Annotated in this window: 21 protein-coding genes; 7 read left to right on the top strand and 14 right to left on the bottom strand. The window is 76.6% G+C overall.

Annotated elements, in window-relative coordinates; genetic code table 11:
- The coding region (locus AB8M62_RS08945) for a PhoH family protein (RefSeq protein ID WP_369069288.1) at window positions 1-1140 on the bottom strand (1140 nt) is incomplete at its 3' end.
- A gap of 172 nt (window positions 1141-1312) precedes the next feature.
- On the opposite strand from AB8M62_RS08945, the gene AB8M62_RS08940 reads away from it, so the two are divergent.
- Both AB8M62_RS08940 and AB8M62_RS08935 read left to right on the top strand, forming a co-directional pair.
- Window positions 1313-2218, top strand: coding sequence for an aminotransferase class IV (locus AB8M62_RS08940; RefSeq protein ID WP_369069286.1), 906 nt, complete (start codon window positions 1313-1315; stop codon window positions 2216-2218).
- A 99-nt stretch (window positions 2219-2317) separates the two neighbouring features.
- Window positions 2318-3745, top strand: coding sequence for a sodium/glutamate symporter (locus tag AB8M62_RS08935; protein WP_369069285.1), 1428 nt, complete (start codon window positions 2318-2320; stop codon window positions 3743-3745).
- Window positions 3746-3773: 28 nt separating this feature from the next.
- Here the strand turns inward: AB8M62_RS08935 and AB8M62_RS08930 are convergent, their stop codons facing one another.
- The 4 genes from AB8M62_RS08930 to AB8M62_RS08915 form a co-directional block, all read right to left on the bottom strand.
- Window positions 3774-5069 (bottom strand): osmoprotectant NAGGN system M42 family peptidase, encoded by a 1296-nt coding sequence (locus AB8M62_RS08930; RefSeq protein ID WP_369069284.1) that lies wholly within the window; start codon window positions 5067-5069, stop codon window positions 3774-3776.
- Between the two features lie 67 nt (window positions 5070-5136).
- Window positions 5137-6930 carry an N-acetylglutaminylglutamine synthetase gene (gene ngg, locus AB8M62_RS08925; RefSeq protein WP_373694893.1) on the bottom strand — a complete coding sequence of 598 codons (1794 nt, stop codon included), beginning with the start codon at window positions 6928-6930 and terminating at the stop codon, window positions 5137-5139.
- A gap of 25 nt (window positions 6931-6955) precedes the next feature.
- Window positions 6956-8740, bottom strand: a complete 1785-nt coding sequence (locus AB8M62_RS08920; RefSeq protein ID WP_369055660.1) for an N-acetylglutaminylglutamine amidotransferase — start codon at window positions 8738-8740, stop codon at window positions 6956-6958.
- A 22-nt stretch (window positions 8741-8762) separates the two neighbouring features.
- Window positions 8763-9161 carry an HIT domain-containing protein gene (locus tag AB8M62_RS08915; RefSeq protein WP_369055661.1) on the bottom strand — a complete coding sequence of 133 codons (399 nt, stop codon included), beginning with the start codon at window positions 9159-9161 and terminating at the stop codon, window positions 8763-8765.
- Between the two features lie 208 nt (window positions 9162-9369).
- Here AB8M62_RS08915 and AB8M62_RS08910 point away from each other — a divergent pair, with 208 nt between their 5' ends.
- Both AB8M62_RS08910 and AB8M62_RS08905 read left to right on the top strand, forming a co-directional pair.
- A complete protein-coding gene (locus AB8M62_RS08910) occupies window positions 9370-9921 on the top strand; it encodes an RNA polymerase sigma factor (protein WP_369069293.1) in 552 nt (183 codons plus the stop codon).
- Window positions 9918-11105 carry a Gmad2 immunoglobulin-like domain-containing protein gene (locus tag AB8M62_RS08905; protein WP_369069283.1) on the top strand — a complete coding sequence of 396 codons (1188 nt, stop codon included), beginning with the start codon at window positions 9918-9920 and terminating at the stop codon, window positions 11103-11105. The genes AB8M62_RS08910 and AB8M62_RS08905 overlap by 4 nt, the downstream gene beginning before the upstream one ends.
- Window positions 11106-11180: 75 nt before the next feature.
- On the opposite strand, the gene dnaJ is transcribed toward AB8M62_RS08905, so the two are convergent.
- Together dnaJ and hrcA are read right to left on the bottom strand one after the other, a co-directional pair.
- The gene (dnaJ, locus tag AB8M62_RS08900; RefSeq protein WP_369055663.1) at window positions 11181-12302 is read right to left on the bottom strand and encodes a molecular chaperone DnaJ; all 1122 of its coding nucleotides are present in this window, start codon (window positions 12300-12302) and stop codon (window positions 11181-11183) included.
- Between the two features lie 69 nt (window positions 12303-12371).
- The gene (hrcA, locus tag AB8M62_RS08895) at window positions 12372-13409 is read right to left on the bottom strand and encodes a heat-inducible transcriptional repressor HrcA (RefSeq protein WP_369055664.1); all 1038 of its coding nucleotides are present in this window, start codon (window positions 13407-13409) and stop codon (window positions 12372-12374) included.
- A 143-nt stretch (window positions 13410-13552) separates the two neighbouring features.
- On the opposite strand from hrcA, the gene AB8M62_RS08890 reads away from it, so the two are divergent.
- Together AB8M62_RS08890 and AB8M62_RS08885 are read left to right on the top strand one after the other, a co-directional pair.
- Window positions 13553-14407: a DUF3097 family protein gene (locus tag AB8M62_RS08890; RefSeq protein ID WP_369055665.1), complete on the top strand. Its 855-nt coding sequence runs from the start codon at window positions 13553-13555 to the stop codon at window positions 14405-14407.
- Window positions 14408-14617: 210 nt separating this feature from the next.
- A complete protein-coding gene (locus tag AB8M62_RS08885; RefSeq protein ID WP_369069282.1) occupies window positions 14618-15220 on the top strand; it encodes a DUF4870 domain-containing protein in 603 nt (200 codons plus the stop codon).
- An 83-nt stretch (window positions 15221-15303) separates the two neighbouring features.
- On the opposite strand, the gene AB8M62_RS08880 is transcribed toward AB8M62_RS08885, so the two are convergent.
- On the bottom strand, window positions 15304-16353 hold the full coding sequence (locus AB8M62_RS08880) for an LLM class F420-dependent oxidoreductase (protein WP_369055667.1): 1050 nt from the start codon (window positions 16351-16353) through the stop codon (window positions 15304-15306).
- Between the two features lie 225 nt (window positions 16354-16578).
- Between AB8M62_RS08880 and AB8M62_RS08875 the strand changes: the two genes are divergently transcribed.
- Window positions 16579-17547 carry a calcium/sodium antiporter gene (locus AB8M62_RS08875; RefSeq protein WP_369055668.1) on the top strand — a complete coding sequence of 323 codons (969 nt, stop codon included), beginning with the start codon at window positions 16579-16581 and terminating at the stop codon, window positions 17545-17547.
- A 12-nt stretch (window positions 17548-17559) separates the two neighbouring features.
- On the opposite strand, the gene AB8M62_RS08870 is transcribed toward AB8M62_RS08875, so the two are convergent.
- From AB8M62_RS08870 to mbhE, 6 genes are read right to left on the bottom strand one after another with little or no spacing between them, the layout of a single operon-like run.
- On the bottom strand, window positions 17560-17901 hold the full coding sequence (locus AB8M62_RS08870; RefSeq protein ID WP_369055669.1) for a monovalent cation/H(+) antiporter subunit G: 342 nt from the start codon (window positions 17899-17901) through the stop codon (window positions 17560-17562).
- Entirely contained in the window at window positions 17898-18152 is a 255-nt protein-coding gene (locus AB8M62_RS08865) for an MrpF/PhaF family protein (protein WP_369055670.1), read from the bottom strand. Before AB8M62_RS08865 ends, AB8M62_RS08870 begins: the two co-directional genes overlap by 4 nt.
- Window positions 18149-18556, bottom strand: coding sequence for a Na+/H+ antiporter subunit E (locus tag AB8M62_RS08860; protein ID WP_369069281.1), 408 nt, complete (start codon window positions 18554-18556; stop codon window positions 18149-18151). Before AB8M62_RS08860 ends, AB8M62_RS08865 begins: the two co-directional genes overlap by 4 nt.
- Window positions 18553-20085 (bottom strand): proton-conducting transporter transmembrane domain-containing protein, encoded by a 1533-nt coding sequence (locus tag AB8M62_RS08855; RefSeq protein WP_369069280.1) that lies wholly within the window; start codon window positions 20083-20085, stop codon window positions 18553-18555. Before AB8M62_RS08855 ends, AB8M62_RS08860 begins: the two co-directional genes overlap by 4 nt.
- A complete protein-coding gene (locus AB8M62_RS08850; protein WP_369069279.1) occupies window positions 20082-20489 on the bottom strand; it encodes a sodium:proton antiporter in 408 nt (135 codons plus the stop codon). Before AB8M62_RS08850 ends, AB8M62_RS08855 begins: the two co-directional genes overlap by 4 nt.
- Window positions 20486-23326, bottom strand: coding sequence for a hydrogen gas-evolving membrane-bound hydrogenase subunit E (gene mbhE / locus AB8M62_RS08845; protein WP_369069278.1), 2841 nt, complete (start codon window positions 23324-23326; stop codon window positions 20486-20488). Before mbhE ends, AB8M62_RS08850 begins: the two co-directional genes overlap by 4 nt.
- Between the last annotated feature and the right edge of the window lie 143 nt (window positions 23327-23469).

Genomic DNA, 23469 nt, shown 5'->3' with positions numbered 1-23469 from the left:
GGGACCACACCCCCCCCCCGCCCCGCCACAACCCGCCCCCCCCCCCCCCCCCCCCCCCCCCCCCCCCCCCCCCCCCCCCCCCCCCCCCCCCCCCCCCCCCCCCCACTCCTCCCAGCGGCCGTAGGCGTCGACGATCTCGGAGACCAGGCGGTGGCGCACGACGTCGGTGCTGGTCAGCCGCGAGAAGTGCACGTCCTCCACGCCCTCGAGGATGTCCTGCACGACCCGCAGGCCCGAGTCGGTGCCGCTCGGCAGGTCGACCTGGGTGACGTCGCCCGTGACGACGATCTTGGAGCCGAACCCGAGGCGGGTCAGGAACATCTTCATCTGCTCGGGCGAGGTGTTCTGCGCCTCGTCGAGGATGATGAAGGCGTCGTTGAGGGTGCGCCCGCGCATGTACGCCAGCGGCGCCACCTCGATCGTGCCGGCGGCCATCAGCCGCGGGATCGAGTCGGGGTCGAGCATGTCGTGCAGCGCGTCGTACAGCGGCCGCAGGTACGGGTCGATCTTGTCGGTGAGGGTGCCGGGCAGGAACCCCAGCCGCTCCCCCGCCTCGACCGCCGGGCGCGTCAGCACGATGCGGTTGACCTGCTTGGCCTGCAGCGCCTGCACGGCCTTGGCCATCGCCAGGTACGTCTTGCCCGTGCCGGCGGGGCCGATGCCGAAGACGATCGTGTGCTCGTCGATGGCGTCGACGTAGCGCTTCTGGTTGACCGTCTTGGGGCGGATGGTGCGCCCGCGGCTGGACAGGATGTTCAGCGTCAGCACGTCGGCCGGGCGGTCCTGGCCCGTGCCGGCGGCCTGCGCGCGCAGCATCGCCACCGAGCGCTCCACCGCGTCCGGCGACAGCGGCTGCCCGGCCGCCAGGACGGCCGTCATCTGGTCGACGAGGCGCTCGACGAGGGCCACCTCACCGGCGCTGCCGGTCAGGGTGATCTCGTTGCCGCGCACGAGGACGTCGGTGCGGGGGAAGGCGCGCTCCAGCACGCGCAGCAGCTCGTCGCGCGCGCCCAGCAGCGAGACCATGCTGACCTCGGGCGGGACGACGACGACGTGCCGGGTGGTGGCGGCGGGCTCGACGGCGGCCGCGGGCTCCTGCCCGGCGCTCGAGCGGGGGGTCGTGGGGTCGGTGCTGGCCATGGGCGCCCTGACGGGCCGTTCGCCTCCGTGCGCGGGTCCGGCCGGCGGCCCACCCGCCGGCGCTGCTTGCACGAGCGAGCTTAACGACCGGCGGCGACACCGGCGCGCGCGCCGAGCGCCCGGACCGGCCCGCGCGCGGGCGCGGCGGCACCGCGGCGGCACACTGACCGCCGTGAGCTCCCCCGCACCCGACCCCCGCACCCTCCTGCTGCGCGACGGCCGCGTCCACGAGGTCGAGCCCGGTGCCGCCGTGGTCGGCGCCGACGACGGCGGCCTGACCCGCGGCGACGGCTGCTTCGAGACGCTGCGCGTGCTGGGCGGGGACCCGCCGCGCGCGCTGGGGCTGGACGCGCACCTGGAGCGCCTGGCCCGCTCGGCCGCCGCCCTGGACCTGACCTCGCCGACCGCGGACGTGTGGCGGGCGGCGGCCCGGGCCGCGGCGCGGGAGGTGCCGGCGGGCGCGGAGGCGGCGCTGCGGCTGACCCTGACGCGCGGCACCGCCGCGGCGGGCCCCACCGCGCTGCTGACGCTGCGCCCGGTGGGCGCCGAGGTGCTGGCCGCCCGCGAGCGCGGCGTGCGCCTCGTGGCGCTGGACCGCGGCACGGCCCTGGACACCCACGCGGCCGCGCCGTGGCTGCTGGGCGGGGTCAAGTCGCTGTCGTACGCCGTGCACACCGCGGCGCTGCGCGAGGCGGCCCGCCGCGGCGCGGACGACGCCGTGTTCACCACGCCCGCCGGTGAGGTCCTGGAGGCGCCCACGGCCACCGTCGTGGTGCTGGCCGCGGGGACGCTGCGCACCCCGGCGGCGGGGGCCAGCGGGATCCTGGCCGGCACCACCCAGCGGGCCGTCTTCGCCGGTGCCGCCCGCGAGGGCGTGCCGACCGCCGAGGGCCCGCTCGCGCTGGCGGAGCTGGCGGGCGCCGACGGGGCGTGGCTGGTCTCCAGCGTCCGCGGCGCGGTCGAGGTCGTCGCGCTCGACGGCGCGCCGGTGCGCCGCGCGCCGGGGTGGACCGCGCGGCTGCGCGCCTGGGCCGAGGAGCCCGACGCCGCCGGGGCCGACATCGACGCCGCACCGTGACCGCGCGGGGTTGATCCCGGGGGGCGCGCGCCGCCAGAGCGATCGCCCGACCACGCTGCGCCCGCCGCGGGCGCGGCGCCCCGAGACCCGGAGGCGCCCGTGACCGCCGACGACGTCGGCCTCGCCCTGCTCCTGCTGGGCGTGCTGCTGCTGGCCGCCAAGCTCGTCCGCATCCGGGCGCTGTGGGCGCAGGAGCTGTTCCTGCCCAGTTCCATCATCGCCGGGATCCTCGCCCTGCTCGTCGGCCCCGGCGTGCTGGGCGCGCTCGTCACCGCGCTCGCCGGCGAGGACGCGCCGCTGGCCGGGGGCCTGTGGCCGCAGACCGTCCTGGACGTGTGGAGCGAGCTGCCGGGGCTGCTCATCTCGGTCGTGTTCGCCACCCTGTTCCTCGGCGAGCGCCTGCCCTCCCCGCGCACCGCGCTCGGGCTGGCCGGCCCGCAGATCTGCTTCGGCGTCGCCATGGGCGCCGGGCAGTACGTCGTGGGCATCGTCCTGGCCCTGGTGCTGCTGGTGCCGGTGTTCGGCGCGAACCCGCTGGTGGGCGCGCTCATCGAGGTCGGTTTCGAGGGCGGGCACGGCACGGCCGCGGGGCTGGGCACCACGTTCAGCGACCTGGGGTTCCCCGAGGGGCAGGACCTCGCCCTCGGGCTGGCCACCGTCGGCGTCGTCTCCGGGGTCGTCATCGGCATCGGGCTCATCAACTGGGCGGTGCGCACGGGCCGCGCGGAGGTGCTGGAGGACCGGGCGAGGACGTCGCTGGCCGAGCAGCGCGGGCTGTACGAGCGCGAGCAGCAGCCGCCCGCGGCGATGATGACGGTCCGCGCGAACTCCGTGGAACCGCTCGCGATCCACTTCGCGGTAATCGCGGTCGCGGTGCTGCTGGGCGCCGTGGTGCTGTCCGGGCTGCAGGCGCTGGAGCGGGCGCTGTGGGCGGACACCGTCCAGCTGCTGGAGCACGTGCCGCTGTTCCCGCTGGCGATGATCGGCGGGATCGCCGTGCAGGTCGTCGTCGACCGCCGCGACAGCACCGGCATCGTCGACCGGCGGATGATGCTGCGCATCCAGGGGATCGCGCTGGACCTGCTGATCATCAGCGCCCTCGGGACGCTGTCGCTGCAGACCATCGCGGCGAACTTCGGCACGTTCGCGGTCCTGGCCGTCGCCGGTGTCGCCTGGAACGTGGGGCTGTTCCTCGTGCTGGCCAAGCGGATCTTCCCGCAGTACTGGTTCGAGCGCGGGATCGGCGACCTGGGCCAGTCCCTGGGCGTCACCGCCACCGGCCTCATCCTCATCCGCGTGGCCGACCCGGAGGCGAGGACGCCGGCGATGGAGGCGTTCGGCTACGAGCAGCTGGTGTTCGAGCCGTTCTTCGGCGGCGGGCTCGTCACGGCCGCCTCGATCCCGCTGCTGGCGCAGTTCGGCTCCTGGCCGCTGCTGCTGGCGATGAGCGTGCTGCTGTTCGCCTCGGTGACGGTCGGCGTCGCGGTGTTCGGCCGGCGCGGCGCCCGCGAGCGCGCACCGGCCTGACGCGCGGGCCCGCCGCGCGCGGGGGGGCTCAGCCCTCGGCGCGGTCGGGCACCACGGTGCGGTCCAGCGGCTCCTTCTGCGCCGGCTGCACGCTGACGCTGGGGAAGTCGGCCAGGTCGCCGAAGTCCGCGCGGTCCCAGTCGTCGAACGTCAGCCCGCTCTGCAGGTACACCGCCAGCAGCCGCGCCAGCGCCACCAGCCCGTCGACGTGGGTGCGCTCGTGGCCGTGGCTGGACTCCAGCCCGAACCCCAGCAGGGCCGCGCGCGCCTCGATGCCCGCCTCCAGCGCCGGCGCGGCGTCGGAGCGGTAGTGCTTGTAGACGTCGCGCACGGCGGGGATCCCGTGCTCGCGGGCCAGCGAGTGCAGCCGGCGCGAGAGGTGGTAGTCGAACGGGCCGGTCATGTCGAGCATGCCGACGCTGACCAGCTCCTCGCGCGAGCTCTGCCCCTCGGCGACCACCGCGTTGTCGACGGCCACCAGCTCGGCCACGTCGGGGGCCAGGCCGTGGGTGGCGCCGAAACCCACCTCCTCGCCGATCGTCACGAGGAACTGCGCGCTCACGGCCAGCGGCGCCTCCGCGTCGCGCAGCGCCTTCAGCGCCGCCAGGCACGCGGCCAGGCCCGCCTTGTCGTCCAGGTGGCGCGACTTCACGTACCCGCCGCGGGTGATCTGCGGGGCGGCGTCGAGCGCGGCGAAGTCGCCGACCTGGATGCCGAGGGCGAAGACGTCGCGGGCGCACTCGACGGGCTCGTCCACCCGCACCTCGACGAACTCCCAGCCCACGCCCTGGGTGTCGATCTCGTCGCCGAAGGTGTGCCCGGAGCTCTTCAGCGGCAGGACCGTGCCCGTGTACACGCGGTCGAAGTCGTCCGTGAAGATCGTCACGTGGGCGCCCTCGGAGAAGCGGGCGCTGTGGCTGCCGACGGGCACGACCTCCAGGCGGCCGTCGTCCTTCACGCGCTTGACCATCAGCCCGATGGTGTCCGCGTGCACGACGACGGCCCGGCGCACGGTGCTCGTGCGCCCCGGCAGCGTCGCGCGCAGGATCCCGCGGCGGGTCAGGTCGAAGGACAGGCCCAGGGCGTCGATGTGCTGGCCGACGGCCTGCATGACGGCGTCGGTGCGCCCCGACGGGCTGGGGATGCGCAGCATCTCCATGAGCGTCGTCGTCAGGTACTCGCGGTCGATCTCCACGTCGCGCGTGCCGCTGGGGGCGCCGACCGCGGCGGACACGGTCTGCCGGCGCTGCCCGGCGGCGGGCACCGCGCCGGGGCGGGTGCTGGGCTCGGCGCTGCGCGGCAGGTGGCGGTCGACGGTGCTCATCGCGCCCGATGATGCCCGCCGCCGTCGGGCGCGGACCACCCGGGGCGCGCCGCCGCCCGCACCGGGCTCACGAGCCCGTGCGCGTCTCCGGGAAGAGCAGGTCCAGGAAGCGCTGCGCGGTGGGCCGCGGCTGGTGGTTGGCCAGCCCGGGGCGCTCGTTGGCCTCGATGACGACGTGCTCGGGACCGGACACGTCCGGCACGAGGAAGTCCAGGCCCGTCACCGGGATGCCGATGGCGCGGCTGGCGGCCACGGCCGCGTCCACGAGGTCGGGGTGCAGGTCGTCGGTGACGTCGTCGATGGTGCCGCCGGTGTGCAGGTTCGCGGTGCGGCGCACCTCCAGGCGCCGCCCGCGCGGCAGGACGTCGTCCATCGCCCACCCCGCCTCGCGCACCACGGCCTCGGTGGCGGCGTCCAGCGGGATGCGCGACTCCCCGTGAGTGGCGGCCTCGCGCCGGCGGCTCTGCTTGCGCACCAGCGCCTCGACGGTGTCGGTGCCCGTGCCGATGACGGCGGCGGGCCGGCGCACCGCGGCGGCCACGACCTGGTGGTCGATGACGACCACGCGCAGGTCCTGCCCTGCCACCAGCTCCTCGACGAGGACGTCGGGGCAGTACCGGGCCGCCTCGGCCACCGCGCGGCGCAGCCCCTCGGCGTCGGCCACGCCCACGGTGATGCCCTTGCCCTGCTCCCCGCGCGCGGGTTTGACCACCACGGGACCCGTCTCCTCCAGCAGCCGCTGCGCGGCCGCCAGCCCGTCCGGGTCGGACAGCGGGTCCTCGCCCAGCTCCACCGCGCGCGGCACCCGCACCCCGGTGCGCTCCAGCAGCCGGCGGGTGACGCGCTTGTCGTCGCAGCGGCTCATCGCCACCGCGCTCGTCAGCTCCGACAGCGACTCGCGGGTCAGCAGCGAGCGCCCCCCGAACGTCAGGCGCATCTCCCCGCTGGGCGCGTCGGTGACCTGCACCCGCACCCCGCGGCGCAGGGCCTCGTCGGCGATGATGCGCGCGTAGGCGTTCAGCTGCGCCAGGCCGTCCGGCTGCGGGGAGAACAGCGGCCGGTTGATGGGGTTCTTGCGCTTGACGACCACCGGCGGCGCGGGGTGGAACCCCAGCCGGCGGTACAGCGCGATGGCGCCGGTGTTGTCGTGCAGGACGGACAGGTCCAGCATCGCGCGGCCGCGGGCGACGTAGCGCTCGACGAGGACGCGCACCAGCGCCTCCCCCACCCCGCGCGGGGCGGCCTGCGGGTCGGCGGCCAGGCACCACAGCGAACAGCCCTCGTCCGGGTCGCCGAACGCCAGGACGTGGTCGACGCCGGTGACGGTGCCCACGATGCGCCGGGTGCGGGTGTCCTCGGCGACGAGGTAGGTGAACGTGCGGGTGCGGTGGTTGGCCCACATGACGTCCGGGTCGGAGCGGACCATGCCGTTGGCCGCGTACAGCCGGTTCACCTCGTCCAGCTCGGCGCGGTCGCGGACCATCCGCACGAACACGTCGGGGTTGCGGTCGCGGGGCGGGCGGTAGCGCTGCAGCGGCAGGCGGTACGTGTAGGAGGGGTCGACGAACAGCTCGTGCGGGGCCAGGCCGACGAGCACCTGCGGGTCGCGCACGTACATGGCGATGTCGCGCTCGCCGGTCTCCTCCGCCCGCAGGGCGTCGACGACGGCCCGCTGGTCGGTGAACGTCTGGCCGAACACCAGCCGCCCCCAGCCCATGTCGAGGACGACGTCCTCGGCCATGTCCCGCACCAGGTGCCGGGGCGGGCGCTGCCAGCTGCGGCTGGAGATCGCCGGCGCCTCCCTCCCCCGCTGGCGCAGGCCCGCGACGGTGGTGCGGCGGCGTCCCCTGACAGTGCTCACTGCGGTGCCTCCCGTCCCCGGCCGGTCAGTCCACCCCGTGCTGCTGCAGCCACAGCTCCAGCAGCCCCAGCTGCCACAGCTTGTTGCCGCGCAGCGGGGTCAGCTCCTCGTTCGGCGCGTCCAGCAGGTGGCTCACGTACTCGGGGCGGAACAGCCCGCGCCGGCGGGCGGCCTCGCTGGACAGGGCGTCCCGGACCAGGCCGAGGACCTTGCCCTCCAGGTGCGTGATGGCCGGCACCGGGAAGTAGCCCTTGGGCCGGTCGATGACCTCGCGGGGGATGACCCGGTACCCGACCCGCTTGAGGATCCCCTTGCCGCCCTCGGCCAGGTGCATCTCCGGCGGCACGGCCGCGGCCAGCTCGACGAGGTCGTGGTCCAGGAACGGCACGCGGGCCTCCAGGCCCCACGCCATCGTCGTGTTGTCCACGCGCTTGACCGGGTCGTCGACGAGCATCACCTCGGTGTCCAGGCGCAGCGCCGCGTCCAGGGCGGTCTCGGCGCCCGGGCGGGCGAAGTGCTCGCGCACGAACTCCAGCGACACGTCGCTGCCGGGCATCCACTCCGGCCGCAGCACCTGCTGCATCTGGGCGTGGTCGCGGTCGAAGAACGCCTTCGCGTACGCCTCGACGCCCCGCTCGACGGGCACCCCCGCCAGCGGCGGGTACCAGTGGTAGCCGCCGAACACCTCGTCGGCGCCCTGCCCGGACTGCACGACGCGGATCGTCTGCGAGACCTGCTGGGACAGCAGGTCGAAGGCGACGACGTCGTGGCTGACCATCGGCTCGCTCATCGCGCCCACGGCGTGCCCCAGCGCCCCGACGAGCTCGTCGCCCGTGACGCGGATGCGGTGGTGGTTCGTGGCGTACCGCTCGGCGATGACGTCGGAGTAGGCGAACTCGTCGCCCTCGCGCCCGCCGACGGCCTCGAACCCGATGGAGTAGGTGGCCAGGTCCGTCTGCCCCTCCTCGGCGAGCAGGCCGGTGATGAGGCTGGAGTCCAGGCCGCCGGACAGCAGCACCCCGACGGGGACGTCGGCGACCAGGCGCCGGCGCACCGCGACGCGCAGCGCCTCCAGGACCGCGTCCTCCCAGTCGCGCTCGGAGAAGCCGGCGAACTCCTCGCGGCGCACGTGGTCCGGCGCCCAGTAGCGGTGCTCGCGGCTGGTGCCGTCGGGCTCGACGACCCGCACGGTCGCCGGCGGCAGCTTGCGCACGCCCTTGAGGACCGTCAGCGGCGCGGGGACGACGGCGTGCCAGGTCAGGTAGTGGTGCAGCGCGACCGGGTCGATCGTCGTGTCGACCTCGCCGCCGGCCAGCAGCGCGGGCAGCGTGGAGGCGAACCGCAGCCGCTGCGGCGTCTCGGCCAGGTACATCGGCTTGATGCCGAGGCGGTCGCGGAACAGCACCACGCGGCCGCTGTCGCGCTCGTGCAGCACGACGGCGAACATCCCCACCAGGTGGTGCACCACGTCGGTGCCCCAGCGGTGGTAGCCCTTGAGGATGACCTCGGTGTCGGAGGTCGAGGAGAAGCGGTAGCCGTGCCCCTGCAGCTCGGCCCGCAGCTCCTTGTAGTTGTAGACGCACCCGTTGAACACGGCCGTCAGGCCGAGCTCCGTGTCCACCATGGGCTGCGACCCGCACGCCGACAGGTCGATGATGGACAGGCGCCGGTGGCCGAAGGCGACCCGCCCCTGCGCCCAGTACCCCTCCCCGTCCGGGCCCCGCGACGCCAGCGGCGCGGACATGCGCTGGACCGCGGACACGTCCGCCGGTCGTCCGTCGAACCTGACCTCACCGCACAAGCCGCACATGGCGCACCATCCAACCCTTCGCTCAGCCGGGCGGCCACGTGAAGCCGCGACCACCCAGGACGTGCCCGTGGACGTGCATGACCGACTGCCCCACCGCGGGGCCGGAGTTGAAGACGAGCCGGAACTGCCCGCCGCACTCGGCGTCGGCGACGCGCTGGGCGACCTCGACGAGGCGGGCCAGCGTCGCGGGGGCCGCCGCCGCGAGCTCGGCGACGGTCTCGTAGCGCTCGCGCGGGACGACGAGGACGTGCACGGGCGCCTGCGGGGCGACGTCGCGGAAGGCGACGACGAGCTCGTCGGAGTGCACGATCGTCGCGGGCAGCTCCCCCGCCACGATCCGCAGGAACAGGTCGTCGGGGGCGCGGGCCGCACCGGACGCCTCGCCCTCCCCGGTCTCCGGGGGTCCGTCCTGGTCGGTCATGCGGCCGCAGGCTACCGGGCGGCGCGCCGGGCGCGGTGATCACCCGCCGCCGCGATCCGCTCCGGTTGGATGTCAACCGTGAGCGCTGGTCACTCGTCGTACTCGTGTGACGTGGAGGACGGGGGGTGCGGCCGTGGCTGAGGCGCGCCCCGAGCGCGGCGGGCGCTCCGGCGGGGGCTCCGGCGGGGGCAAGGCCCGCCCGGTGCTCGTGCGCGCCCGCGACGGGGCCGTCGACGGGCCCGCCGGGGACGACCCGCGCGGCTGGGACGCCGACACGGCCGTCGCCCACCTGTACGCCGGCCACTGGCGGCGCCTGGTCGGCCTGGCCGTCCTGCTGCTCGGGGAGAGCGCCACCGCCGAGGAGGTCGTGCAGGACGCCTTCGTCGCGCTGCACCGGCGCTGGCGGCGGCTGGACGACCCGGGCGCGGCGGCCGCCTACCTGCGCCAGGCCGTCGTCAACGGCGCCCGCGACGTGCTGCGGCACCGCCAGGTCGCCGACCGGCACCGCCCGCTGCCCGACCCGGAGCCGGAGGGCCCCGAGGAGCGGGCGCTGCGCGCGGCCGAGCACCGCCGCGTGCTGGCGGCGCTGGACGCCCTGCCGGCGCGCCAGCGCGAGGTCCTCGTGCTGCGCTACCACGCCGACCTGTCCGAGCAGGACATCGCCGAGGCCCTGGGCGTCAGCCGCGGGGCCGTCAAGACGCACGCGCACCGCGGGCTGGCCGCCCTGCGCGCCGCCGTGCGGACCGAGGAGACCCCGTGAGCGGCACCGACCAGCCCGACCAGCCCGACCACGGCGACGCGCCCGGCGTCACCGGCGCCGGCCCCCTGCCGGACCCGGCCACCGACCCCACCGCCCGGGCGCTGCGCGAGGCCATGGCCGCGCGCGCCGCCGCGGTCGACCCGCCCGACCGCCTCCAGGAGATCCTCATGGCCAGCCAGTCCTCCCGCCGCCGCACCCGCGCCTGGACGGCGGTGGCCGCGGCGGCCGCCGTCGTCGTCGTGGGCGGCAGCGCCCTCGCCCTGACCCAGCGCGGCGGCGACAGCGTCACGACCGTCGCGGCCGCCACGTCGGCGACGTCCGAGCCGGCCGCGCCGGCCACGTCCGAGCCGGCCGCCCCGACCTCCGAGCCGGCGCGGCCCGCGCCCGCGCCCGCGGAGCCGAGCACCGCCACGAGCGAGCCGGCCGCACCGACGTCGGCGCCCGCCACGAGCGCCCCGGCGTCCGCCGGTGCCGCGCTGCCCTCGGGCGCCGCCAGCGTCCCGGTCTACTGGCTGGGCGGGGACGGCTCCCCCCGGCTGTTCCGCGAGTGGGTGCCCGTCTCCGGCGGCGCCGACGACGCGACGCTCGCCCTGCGGGCGCTGCTGGGCGGCTCGCCCGCCGACCCGGACTACGCCAGCCCCTTCGGCCCCGACGCCGGCGCGAGCGTCACCGCCGCCGACGGGCGCCTGGTCGTCGACGTGGCCGCCTCGGCGGTCTCCGGCGACGTGGAGACCGGCGACGCGGACCTGGCCGTGCAGCAGCTGGTGTGGACGGTGACGGCGGCCGCCGGGCAGGACGTGCCCGTCGAGGTGCGCGTGGACGGGGCCGCCGGGCGGCCCGTCTTCGGGCGGGCCGTCGCCCAGACGGTCTCGCGCGCCCCGCGCGCCGAGGTCCAGGCCCCGGTGTGGATCACGGGCGTGTCGACCGCCACCCCGGGGTCGGTGACCGTGGAGGGCACCGGCACGGCGTTCGAGGGCACCCTGCTGTGGACGGTCACCGACGCCGCGGGCACCGAGATCGCGCGCGACGCCGTGCAGGCCGGCGCCAACGGCACGTGGGGCGACTTCTCCTTCACGGCGGCGCTGCCGGCCGGGGACTACACCGTCACCGTCGTGGCGCCGGACGAGTCCGGCGGCGAGGGCGCCGCGCCGCTGCCGGACACCAAGACCGTCACGGTCCGCTGAACCGGCCGCGGGCCGCGCTCCCTCGGGGGGAGCGCGGCCCGCGGTCAGCGGTGGGTCAGAGGCGGGTCGGCGGTGTCAGCGGCCGGAGAAGCGGTCGCGCAGCTTGGAGAAGACGCCCTGGTGGGCCGGCTGCAGCGTGCCCGCCGGGCGCACCTCGCCGCGCAGCTCCGCCAGCCGGCGCAGCAGCGACTCCTGCTCGTCGTCCAGGTCCCGCGGCGTGCGCACCTCCAGGGTGACCACGAGGTCGCCGCGGCCGGTGGAGCGCAGGTGCTCCACGCCGCGGGCGCGCAGCGTCACCTGCTCGCCCGGCTGGGCGCCGGGGCGCACCTCGACGGCCTCGGTGCCGTCCAGGGTCTCCAGCGGGATGGAGGCGCCCAGCGCGGCGGCCGTCATCGGCACCTCCAGCGTGCAGTGCAGGTCGTCGCCCGAGCGGGTGAACACCGGGTGCGGGCGCTCGTGGACCTCCACGTACAGGTCGCCGGGCGGGCCGCCGGCCGTGCCGACCTCGCCCTGCGCGGCCAGCTGGATGCGGGTGCCGGTGTCCACGCCCGCCGGGATGCGGATCGTCAGCGGCCGGCGCGCGCGCACGCGGCCCTCGCCGCTGCACTCCTGGCACGGCGAGGGCAGCACCGTGCCGAACCCGTGGCACGTCGGGCACGGCGCGGTCGTCATGACCTGCCCGAGCAGCGAGCGCACGACGCGCTGCACCTGCCCCTGCCCGTGGCAGATGTCGCAGGTCTGCGGGCTGGTGCCCGGCTGGCAGCAGGTGCCCTTGCACGTCGGGCACAGCACCGCGGTGTCCACCTGGATGGAGCGCTCGGCGCCGAACGCCGCCTCGGCCAGGTCCACGTCGACGCGGATGAGGGCGTCCTGGCCGCGCTGGGTGCGGCTGGCCGGCCCGCGCCCACCCGCCCCGGCGCCCTGGCCGAAGAAGGCGTCCATGATGTCGCTGAAGCCGAACCCGGCGCCGAACCCGGCCGCGCCCGGCTGCTGGCCGCCGCCGCGGTCGTACAGCGCCCGCTTGTCGGGGTTGGACAGCGTCTCGTAGGCCTGGGAGACCTCCTTGAAGCGGTCGCCCGCCTCCGGGTCGTCCGTGACGTCGGGGTGGAGCTTGCGCGCCAGCTTGCGGTAGGCGCGCTTGATGTCCTCCGCCGAGGCGTCCCTGCTGACGCCGAGGACGTCGTAGTAGTCGCTCACGAGGCGCTCAGGTCTCCTGTCGGGTCGGTCGGTGGGGGCGGGCCGCGCGCCTGGGCGGGCTCACGGGGCTCACGTGGCGAGGATCCGCGAGACGTAGCGTGACACCGCGCGGACGGCGGCCATCGTCGTGGGGTAGTCCATGCGCGTGGGGCCCAGGACGCCGAGGCGGGCCAGCGCCCGCCCCTCGCCGCCGTAGCCGGTGGTCACCACGGACGTCTCGGTGAGCCCGACGTGCAGGTTCTCCGAGCCGATGCGCACGGCCAGTCCGTCCCCGCCGCCGTCCTCGGCCATCTCCTGCACCAGGCGCAGCAGCACGACGTGCTCCTCCAGCGCCTCCAGGACGCTGCCCAGGGAGGCGGCCAGGTCCGGGCCGGACTTGGCGAGGTTGGACGTGCCGGCGATGACCACCCGCTCGGCCAGGCCGGCGGTCAGGCAGTCGCCCAGCGCCGCCGCGACCTCCGCGGCCACGGCCATCTCCCCGGCCGGGGTCTGCTGGACGACCTCGGTGAGGGCGTCGCGGGCCTCCTGGAGGCGGTGCCCGGCCACCGCGGCGTTCAGCCGGGTCCGCAGGGCCGTCAGCGAGGTGACCAGCGCGGCCGGGTCGGCGGCCGAGCGCAGCTCCACGACGCGCTGCTCGACGCGGCCGGTGTCGGTGATGAGCACCAGCAGGGCGCTGCGCCCGCCCACCGGCACGACCTCCACGTGCCGCACGGCCGCCCGCGAGAGCGAGGGGTACTGCACGACGGCGGCCTGCCGGGTGATCTGCGCCAGCAGCCGCACGGTGCGGTCCACGACGTCGTCGAGGTCCACGGCGCCGTCCAGGAACGTCTGGATGGCGCGCTTCTCGGCCGTCGACATCGGCTTGACGGTGGCCAGGCGGTCCACGAACAGCCGGTAGCCCTTGTCGGTGGGGATGCGCCCGGCGCTGGTGTGGGGCTGGGTGATGTAGCCCTCGTCCTCCAGCACCGCCATGTCGTTGCGGATCGTCGCCGGGGACACGCCCAGGCGGTGGCGCTCGACGAGCGCCTTGGAGCCGACGGGCTCGTGCGTCGACACGTAGTCCTCGACGATGGCGCGCAGCACGGCCAGCCGCCGGTCGTCGCTCATCGGCACCTCCCCCGTCCGCTCGCCGTCCCGGTCCCACCGCCCGCGCTGGCACTCAGCACGGGTGAGTGCCAAGTCTAGACCTCGCCCCGGACACGCGCCGCCCGCTGCCGGGCGGCGGCGCGCCGCGTCCGTAGGGTGCCCGGGTGGCTGCTGACCGGTACGGCTCCGACGTCCTCGCCCGCGACCCGCACCCGCGCCGGCCCGCCTCCCGCGAGGAGACCGCCGTGACCGGGCTCGTCGTGGAGGACGTCGAGACCGGCTGGGTCGGCGCCGTCGTGCGCACCGAGAAGAGCGGCGGCGTGCACGTGGTCGTCCTGGAGGACCGCCGCGGGCGCACCCGCACCTTCCCCCTCGGGCCGGGCTTCTGGGTGGACGGGCAGCCGGTGCGCCTCGTGGCCCCGCGCGGACCCGCCGCCCCCGCCGCCCCCGGTCGCACCGCCTCCGGGTCGGTGGCCGTGGCCGGTGCCGCCGCCCGCACCGCCCGCGCCTCGCGCATCCTCGTCGAGGGCCGCCACGACGCCGAGCTCGTCGAGCGCGTGTGGGGCGACGACCTGCGCGTGGAGGGCGTCGTCGTGGAGGTCCTCGACGGCGTGGACGACCTGGACGCCGCCGTGCGCGCCTTCGGGCCCCGGCCGGGCCGGCGGATCGGCGTCCTCGTCGACCACCTCGTCGCCGGCAGCAAGGAGTCGCGGATCGTCGCCGCCGTCGCCCGCAGCCCGCACGTCCTCGTCGTCGGGCACCCCTTCGTCGACGTGTGGCAGGCCGTGCGCCCGCAGCGCCTCGGCTGGGAGCGCTGGCCGGTGGTGCCGCGCGGCACGTCGTGGAAGCACGGGATCCTCGCCGAGCTCGGCTGGCCGCACGCCACCCAGGCGGACGTCGCGCACGGCTGGAAGCGGATCCTCGGCACCGTGCGCACCATCGCCGACCTCGAGCCGGCCCTGTCGGGGCGGGTAGAGGAGCTCGTCGACTTCGTGACCGCCGACGGCGCCGACGCCTGAGGCACCCCGGGCCGGGGCGGGTCGGGGGCCGCTCGGGGTCGCGCGCCCCCTGCGGCGGAGGCCGGGCGCGCGCCGCCTACGACCTCCGGGTGGACCGGGTGCGCCGACGGGATGGCCCGCCCGCCGGACCCGCGACAGGGGCGCGCGCCGGTGCGAGGATCGGAGTGCTCCCGCCGAGCGGCGGGGGCGCCCACCGACCCTGGAGGAACCGTGAGCGACCCGTACGGGTCCCAGCGACCCGACTTCACGAAGCCGCCCGCGGGAGACCAGCCGGCGGGGCAGCAGTGGGGCCAGCCCGAGCAGCAGCAGCACGGCGGCCACGACCAGCAGTACGGGCAGGGCTACGACCAGCAGTACGGGCAGCCGTACGGGCAGGGCTACGGCCAGCCGCAGCACCCCCAGTGGTCCGGCCGGACCGAGCAGTACGGCTCCGGCGGCCTGGCGGCGATGGACCCGGGCAGCGAGCGCACCTGGGCGCTGGCCGGCCACCTGTCCTGGCTGGCGGCCTGGCTGGTGGGCCTGCCCTTCCTGGGGCCGCTCGTCGTCTTCCTGGTCTTCAAGGACCGCAGCCGGTTCGTGCGCGAGCACTCCGCGGAGGCGCTGAACCTCAACATCGCGATGGTCGTGTACTCGCTCGTCATCGGGATCATCACGGGGATCATCGCGTTCGCCACCCTGGGCATCGGCTCGTTCCTGCTGGTCGCGACCGGCGTGCCCTACCTGATCGGCCTGGTCCTGTCGATCATGGCGGCCGTGGCCGCCAGCCAGGGCCGCGCCTACCGCTACCCCGGCATCTTCCGCCTCGTGCGCTGAGACCGGCGCACCACCGCACGACCACCGCACCAGGGCCCCGTCCGGCACCCGCCGGGCGGGGCCGCGGTGCGTCCGGGCGCGGCTCAGGCGATCGCGCGCAGCGCGGCGACCCGCTCCTCGCGGGTGGGCGCCAGCGGCAGCACCGACAGCGTCGTGACGCCCGCGGCGGCGTAGGCGTCCAGGCGGGAGCGGACCGCGGCCGGGGTGCCGACGAGGCAGGTGGCGTCCAGGAACCCGTCGGGCACGGCGGCGGCGGCCTCGCGGGCGTGCCCGGCCAGGTACAGGTCCTGCACGCGGTCCACGTCGGCGCCGAAGCCGAGGCGGCGGGCCAGGGCGGCGTAGAAGTTCTGGGTGCGGCTGCCCATGCCGCCCAGGTAGAGGGCCGCGTAGGCGCGGACGGGCGCCTCGGCGTCCCGGCGGGCCGACCCCGTCGCGCTCGTCAGCAGCAGCGGCACCGTCGGGGCGACGTCGAAGGCCGGCTCGCCCTCGCGCGGGACGCGGCGGGCGCGGCCGGCGGCCAGCCGCTCCAGCTGCTCGTCCGCGGCGTCGGGGGCGAAGAACACCGGCAGCCACCCGTCGGCGACCTCCCCGGCCAGGGCGACGTTGCGCGGGCCCACGGCCGCCAGGTAGACGGGCAGGTCGGGGCGCACCGGCGGCAGCATGAGCCGCAGCGGCTTGCCGCGCCCTCCGGGCAGCGGCAGCGTCAGGTGCTCGCCCTCGTGGACGAGGGGCCGGCGGGCCAGCGCGGTGCGCACCACCTCGACGTACTCGCGGGTGCGCGCCAGCGGCGCGTCGAAGCGCTGCCCGTGCCAGCCCTCGGCCACCTGCGGGCCGGAGACGCCCAGCCCCAGGCGGAAGCGGCCACCGGTCAGGCCGTCGAGGGTGGCGGCGGTCATCGCGGTGGCCGCGGCGCTGCGCGCGGGCACCTGCAGGACGGCGGAGCCGAGGTCGATGCGGGACGTCCGCGCGGCCAGCCACCCCAGGACGGTCGGGGCGTCGGAGCCGTAGGCCTCGGCGACCCAGGCGGCCGCGTACCCGGCGTCCTCCGCGGCGCGGGCGAGGGCGAGCGCGTCCGCGGCCGCCGTGGCCACGTCCGCGCCGGTCAGGTAGCCGAGGCTCACCGCGAGGCGCACCCGGGCACCGTAGCGACCGCCCCGCTCCCCCGCGCCCCTCCCCCGCGCCCCTCCCCCAACCCTCGCGCCTCCTCGCCGTGATCACGGACGGGTGAGCCCTCACGCGTCCGTGATCGCCGTGATCTCGCTGGGAGTCCCTGCAAGATCACGGAGGGGGCGAGCGAGGTCGTGCGGGGTGCGGCGGGGCGGCGGGCGGGCGGGGGCGGCGGCTGGGAGCATCGGCGCGTGCTGGTGGACACCGCCCTCCTGCTCGGCGGGCTCGTCGCCCTGACCGTGGGCGGTGAGTGGCTCGTGCGGGGCGCCTCGCGGCTGGCCCGCGCCCTGGGCGTCTCCCCGCTGGTCGTCGGCCTCACCGTGGTCTCGATGGCCACCAGCGCCCCCGAGCTGGCCGTCTCGATCGGGGCGGCCCTGTCCGGGGCGGCGCCGCTGGCCGTCGGCAACGTGGTGGGCAGCAACACCGTCAACGTCCTCGTCGTGCTCGGCCTGGCGGCCGTCGTGGCCCCGGTGCCGGTGCAGCGCAGCGTCCTGCGCACCGACCTGCCCGCCGTCGTGGGCTTCTCGGTGCTCCTCCTGCTGCTGGCCCTCGACCAGCGGGTCGGGACCGTCGACGGCGCCGTCCTGGTGGTCCTGCTCGCCGCCCACGTCGCCTGGACGGTGCACCGCGAGCGCCGCTCGGCCGGGCAGGAGCCCGCCGACGGGGAGCTGACCCCGGGACCGCGGCCGCGGCCGGCGGCGCGCGCGGTGGTCCGCGACCTCGCGCTGGTCGTCGTCGGCACGGGGTCGCTGGTGCTGGGCGCGGAGCTGCTGGTGCGCGGGGCGACGTCGATCGCCGCGGACCTCGGGGTCAGCGAGCTGGCCATCGGCCTGACGGTCGTGGCCGTGGGCACGTCGCTGCCCGAGGTGGTGACCTCGGTCCTGGCGGCGGCGCGCGGCGAGCACGGCATCGCCGTGGGCAACGTGCTGGGCAGCAACCTGTTCAACATCGGCGCGGTGGCGGGCCTGACGGCGGTCGTCGCCCCGGACGGGCTGCCGGTGACGGTGCCCTCCCTGCAGCTGGACCTGCCGGTGATGATCGCCGCGGCCGTGCTGCTGCTGCCGCTGGCCCGCACGGGCGGGCGGATCACCCGGCTGGAGGGCTCGCTGATGCTGCTGGCGTGGGCCGGCTACACCACCTACCTGCTCGCCCGGGCCTGAGCGGCGGGCGGCTCAGCGCAGGTCGTCGAGGCGGGGCAGCTCGGCGTCGTCGTGGACGGTGCGGTCGGTGACGGGCGCGCGCGCCACGCGCGCGGCCTGGCCGATCTCGAAGCCGCCGATGGGCACGGTGAACAGCTGCAGGGCGACCGCGACCAGCAGCACGAGGACGGGTCCCCACCCGGGGACGAGGACGGCGACGCCCAGCAGCACGAGCACCAGGCCGAGGCCGGCGGCCTTCGCGACGGCGCTGGTGCGGGTGTAGACGTCGGGCAGGCGGACCACGCCGAGCGCGGCGATGCCCAGCAGCAGGGTGCCCACGACGACGGACGCGTGGCCGACGACGGTCTGGATCACGCGCGCCTCCGGGCGACGAGCCGGGCCAGCGCGACCGTGGCGAGGAAGCCGACGAGCGTGCCGACGAGGACGAGGTCGAGCAGCGGGGCGGCGTCCAGGCGCAGCGACAGCAGCGCGACGGCCGCCAGGACGACGATGAAGCCGAAGTCGACGCCGAGGACGCGGTCGGCGTCGGTGGGCCCGTGCAGCACGCGCCAGGTGGCGGCGGCCAGGCACAGGGCCAGGACGACGAGGGCGGCGTCGACGATCACGAGGGTCCTCCCGCGCGCTGGGGGGTGGGGACGTCGCCGGGGTCGCGGCGCCAGGCGGCGAGCATGCGCGTCTCCAGGTCGCGCAGCTCGGCCAGCTCGGCGTCCAGGTCGTGGGCGTGCAGGAGGTGCACGAGGGTCACGACGGGCTCGCCGCGCTCGCGGCGGTCGTCGGAGCCGACGACGAGCGCGCCGGGGGTCAGCCCGACGAGGGCGATGAAGGAGGCGACCTCGACGTCGGTGCGGCAGCGCAGCTCGAAGCGCAGCACGGCCGGCGCCAGCTGGGAGCCGGGGGTGACGATCTCGCGGGCGACGACGACGTTGGCGACGAGGAAGTGCCACGCGTAGTGCGCGGCGAAGGACAGCAGGCGACCGGCCTGCCCGGCGGTGCGGCGCAGGGGCCTCACGGGGCGGTCACCGCCGCGACCCAGGCGCCGGTGTCGACCAGGGCGCGGGCGGCCGCGTCGCTGGCGCTCAGCAGCGGTCCGGCGGCCACGCCGAGGACGAGGGCGGTGGCGGCCAGCAGCAGGGGCGGGCCGACGAGCGCGGCGCGCTGCAGCGCCGACGGGCGCGCCGGGGCGGCCACCGCGACAGCGCCGCCGCCCGCACCCTCCGCCGGCCGCGCCGCGGGCCCGGACGCCGGCCCGGGCTCGCCCCAGAAGACGCCGTTCCACAGCTTGAGCATCGACACCAGCGTCACGAAGCTGACGGCGACGACGGCGGCCAGCACCCACCAGGCGCCCGCGGCCGCCGCGGCGGTGGCCAGCTGCAGCTTGGCGACGAAGCCGGAGGTGGGCGGCACCCCGACGAGGGCGAGCGCCGAGGCGGCGAAGGCGGCGGCCAGCGGCAGCTGGGTGCGCACCAGCCCGCCGAGCTGCGACAGCTCGTCGGTGCCGCAGCGGCGCTCGACCGCCCCGGACACCATGAACAGCGCGGCCTTGACGAGCACGTACTGCACGAGGAAGAACGTCGCGGCGGACAGCCCGGCGACGGTGAACAGGCCGAGGCCGACGAGGACGTAGCCGATCTGGCTGACCGCGTGCGAGAGCAGGACGGAGCGGGCGCCGTGCTCGCCGACGGCGCGCAGGACGCCGAAGACCGTGGTGAGGACGGCCAGCACGAGCACGACCGGCAGCCAGCGGTCGTCGCCGTCGTACAGGACGGCGTACAGGCGGAACAGCACGTACAGGCCGACCTTGGTGAGCAGGCCGGAGAAGAGGACGACGACGGCGGGCCCGGCGGCGGCGTAGGTGGGCGACAGCCACGTGTGCAGGGGCACGACGGCGGACTTGACGGCCATCGCCAGCAGCAGCGGGGCCGCGGCCAGCGCGAGGGCGCCGTCCTCGCGGGCGGCGCCGGCCAGCTCGCCGAGCTGGACGGTGCCGGCCACGCCGTAGACGAGGCCGGTGCCGGCGAGGAAGACGGTGGAGGCCAGCAGGTTGACGGTGACGTACAGGCGGCCGGGCCCCACGGCGCGGGCGCCGCGGGCCAGCAGCAGCAGCACGTAGCTGGGGACGAGGACCACCTCGACGAAGACGAAGAGGTTGAACAGGTCGCCGGTCAGCAGGACGCCGGAGACGCCGGCGGACACGACGAGGACGAGCGGGGCGAACATCTCCGAGCCGGCCTCGCCGGTGCCGAACGCGTACAGCAGGCCGAGCAGGACGACCGCGGAGGTGAGGACGAGCAGCAGGGCGCTGAAGGCGTCGGCGACGAGGACGACGGCGATGCCGGCGGGCCACCCGCCCAGCTGGGTCACGGGCACCTGCCCGTCGAGGGCGCGGGCCAGCAGGACCGCGCCGAGGGCGACGACGACGGCGGTGCAGGCGGCGGCGAGGACGGTCCCGGCGCGGGGGTCCAGGCGCCCGCGCAGCAGCAGCAGGACGGCCGCCACCAGCAGCGGCAGGGCGACGGGGGCCACGAGCAGCGCGTTCACGTCCAGCCCTCCGCCTCGGGGTCGCCGCGGTGGTCCGCGCGGTGGCTGCCCCGGCCGCCGCGCGCCGCGGCCGCGTCCTCCTCGCCCGGCGGCGGGGTGCCGCCGCCGTCCTCGGGGCCGGGCCGCCCGGCGCGCAGCAGGCCGAGCAGGTACACGGTGATGGCGAAGGCGATGACGATGGCGGTGAGGACGAAGGCCTGCGGCAGCGGGTCGGCGGTCCCCTCGTCCAGGCCCTCCTGGGCGAACGGCACGCCGCGCAGGGCGGGCCCGCCGGCGGCCAGCAGCAGCAGGTTGGCGGCGTGGCCGAGCAGGACGAAGCCGACGACGACGCGCAGCATCCCGCGCTGCAGCAGCAGGTACGTGCCGCCCGCGACGAGCAGTCCGACGACGATCGGGGTGGTCACCGCGCGCTCCCGTCCCCCGCGGCGGCGGGCTCGGCGCGCCCCGCCGCTGCGGGGTGCTCGGGGTGGTCGGGGTGGTCGGGTTCGCGGGGGTCGGCCTCGTCGGGGGTCAGGGAGCGCACCACGGCGGTGACCAGCGCGAGGACGAGCAGGTAGACGCCGAGGTCGAACAGCAGCGCGGAGCTGATCCCGACGGCGGACAGCCCCGGCACGTCGAAGGGCGTCAGCAGCGCCCCGCCGGTCAGGACGGGCGCCAGGCCGACGGCCGTGGCCAGCAGCGTCCCGGCGCCGGCCAGCAGCCGCGGCTCCAGCAGGGCGCGCCCGCGCTCGGTGCGCACGCCGTCCGGCTCGCCGGCCAGGAAGCGCAGGACGACGGCGGTGCCGGCGACGAGCGCGGCGATGAACCCGCCGCCGGGCTCGTCGTGCCCGCGCCACAGCAGGTACAGGGACAGCACGAGCATGACGGGCACGAGCAGGCGCAGGCTGACGCGCAGGACGACGTCCTCCAGGCCCAGGACCGACGAGCGCTCGTGGGCGTGCGGGTCGGGCAGGCCGTGGCGCACGGGGGCGCGCCCGCGCAGGGCGAGCAGGCCGAGGGCGGCGACGCCGACGACGACGCTCTCCAGGAACGTGTCGACGCCGCGGAAGTCGACGAGGACGGTGTTGACGACGTTGGTGCCGCCGGTGAGGGCCTCGGCGTTCTCGACGAAGAAAGTGCCGGCGCCCGAGCGCTCGCGCCGGCCGGTGGAGGCGGCGGTGGCGGCCAGCGCGACGGCCCCGGCGGCCAGGGCCAGGACGCCGGCGCCCAGGCGGCGCCCGCGGCCCGAGCGCGGTAGCGCCGACGGCGCGCCGTGGACGACGAGCACGAGGGCGACGGTGGTGAGCACCTCGACCAGCAGCAGGGTGGTGCCGACGTCGACCGTGCCGGCCAGCAGCAGCCACAGGGTGACGAACAGGCCGACGACGCCGATGAGGGCGACGAGCACGAGCGTGGAGCCGGTGAGGGCGGCGCCGAGGACGCCCGCGGCGAGCAGGCCGATGAGCAGCCACTCGCCGGGGTCGACGTCGGTGGTGCGGGGCGCGGCCGGGCCCAGGGCACCGGCGGCCAGGAGCCCGGCGCCGCCGAGGACGACGACCCCCGCCAGGGGCCGGGCGAGGTGCCCGGCGCGCCCGCCGGCCTCGTCCAGGGGCCGGGTGGCGCCGCCGAGGGCGAGCAGCCCGGCGTGCAGGCGGTCGAAGCCGCGGTGCCCCCACGGGTCGGGCAGGCGGTGCAGGACGGCGTCGACCGGGTCGCGCGCCAGGAACAGGACGAGGCCGATCGTGACGGTGACGGCGGACAGGGCCAGCTCGATCCCGAAGCCGTGCCAGAAGTAGACCTCGGGCGGGTCGCCGCCGGGCAGGGCGGCCGCGGCGGCCGAGCGCACGACCGGGTCGAAGAGCGCCACGGCCGGGCCGAGGGCCAGGCCGGCGACGGCGGCGATCGCGGCGGGGGCCAGGAACGCCGGGCGCGGGTCGCGCAGCCGGGCCTGCAGGGTGGGCCCGCCGAAGGCGTCGTAGACGATGCGCGCGGCGTACGCGAACGTCAGCGCGGAGGCGGCCACGGCCAGGCCCGCCGCGACGGGCCCGGCCCACGGCAGGACGTCGGCGGACAGGAACCCCTCGAACAGGTACTCCTTGGACACGAACCCCAGCAGCGGCGGCACCCCGGCCATCGACAGGGCCGCGACGCCCGTGCAGGCGGCCGTGAACGGCATGACCCGCCACAGCCCCGACAGCTCGCGCACGTCACGGCTGCCGGTCTGCTTGTCGACGATCCCGACGAGCATGAACAGGGTGGCCTTGAACAGCGCGTGGGCCATGGTGTGCAGGAGGGCCGCGGCCAGCGCGGTGGAGGTGCCGACGCCGATGACGGCCACGAGCAGGCCGAGCTGGCTGACGGTCGACTGGGCGAGCATCGCCTTGAGGTCGTGCTCGCGCAGCGCCTGCACCGCGCCGGCCAGCGCGGTGGACAGGCCCACGGCCAGCAGCAGCAGCGTCCACCAGTCCTGGCTCGCGTAGACGGGGCTGACCCGCACCAGCAGGTAGATGCCGGCCTTGACCATGGTCGCGGCGTGCAGGTAGGCGCTGACGGGCGTCATGGCGACCATCGCGCCGGGCAGCCAGAAGTGGAAGGGCAGCTGGGCGGACTTGGTGAACGCGGCCAGCGCCAGGCAGATTCCGACGGGCACCGCCAGCGGCGAGGCCAGGACCGCGCCGGGGTCGTCGAGGATCTCCGAGACGCGCGTGGTGCCGGTGGCCACGACGAGCAGCACCACCGCGGTGAGCAGCGCGAGGCCGCCGGCGACGGTGACCAGCAGCGCCTGGCGGCCGGGCCCGGCGGCGGCCGTGCCGGCCGTGGAGACCAGCGCGAAGGAGCACAGGGTGGTCAGCTCCCAGAACACGTACATCAGCACGAGGTCGTCGGCCAGGACGAGCCCGACCATCGACCCGGCGAAGACCACCAGCAGCGGGTAGACCGGCCCGCGCGCCTCGGCCTCCCCCAGGTACCGGCAGCAGTACGCCATGACGAGGGCGCCGACGACGAGCGCGACGAGGCAGAAGACGAGCGAGACGCCGTCCAGGCGCAGCGCGAAGCTCACGCCGAGGGAGGGCAGCCACTCGGCGCTGGCCTCGACGGCCCGCCCGTCCAGGACGGCGGGGGCCTCGGTGAGCAGGAGGGCGGCGACGGCGAGGAAGCCGGCGGCCAGGACGTACCCGGTCTCGCGGCGCAGCACCCGCGCCAGCAGGGGGCTGAGCGCGGCGAGCACCGCGAGGGCGAGGAGGGAGGCGACGAGGATCACGTGCGGCTCCGCCGGCGGCGGCGCCCGCGGGGCCGGGGGTCGGCGGGGCGCCGGACGGCGGGCGGGCGGACGGGAGGCGGCCGGTGGGTCACCGGCGGGTCCTGCTCGTCCGTCGCGCGCTCACAGGACGAATGACAGCCGAT

The sequence above is a fragment of the Kineococcus terrestris genome (genome assembly GCF_041020755.1).
Classification (GTDB): domain Bacteria; phylum Actinomycetota; class Actinomycetes; order Actinomycetales; family Kineococcaceae; genus Kineococcus; species Kineococcus terrestris.
Note: the sequence above shows the minus strand (reverse complement) of the source record. Positions and strands in the feature narration are given on the sequence as shown.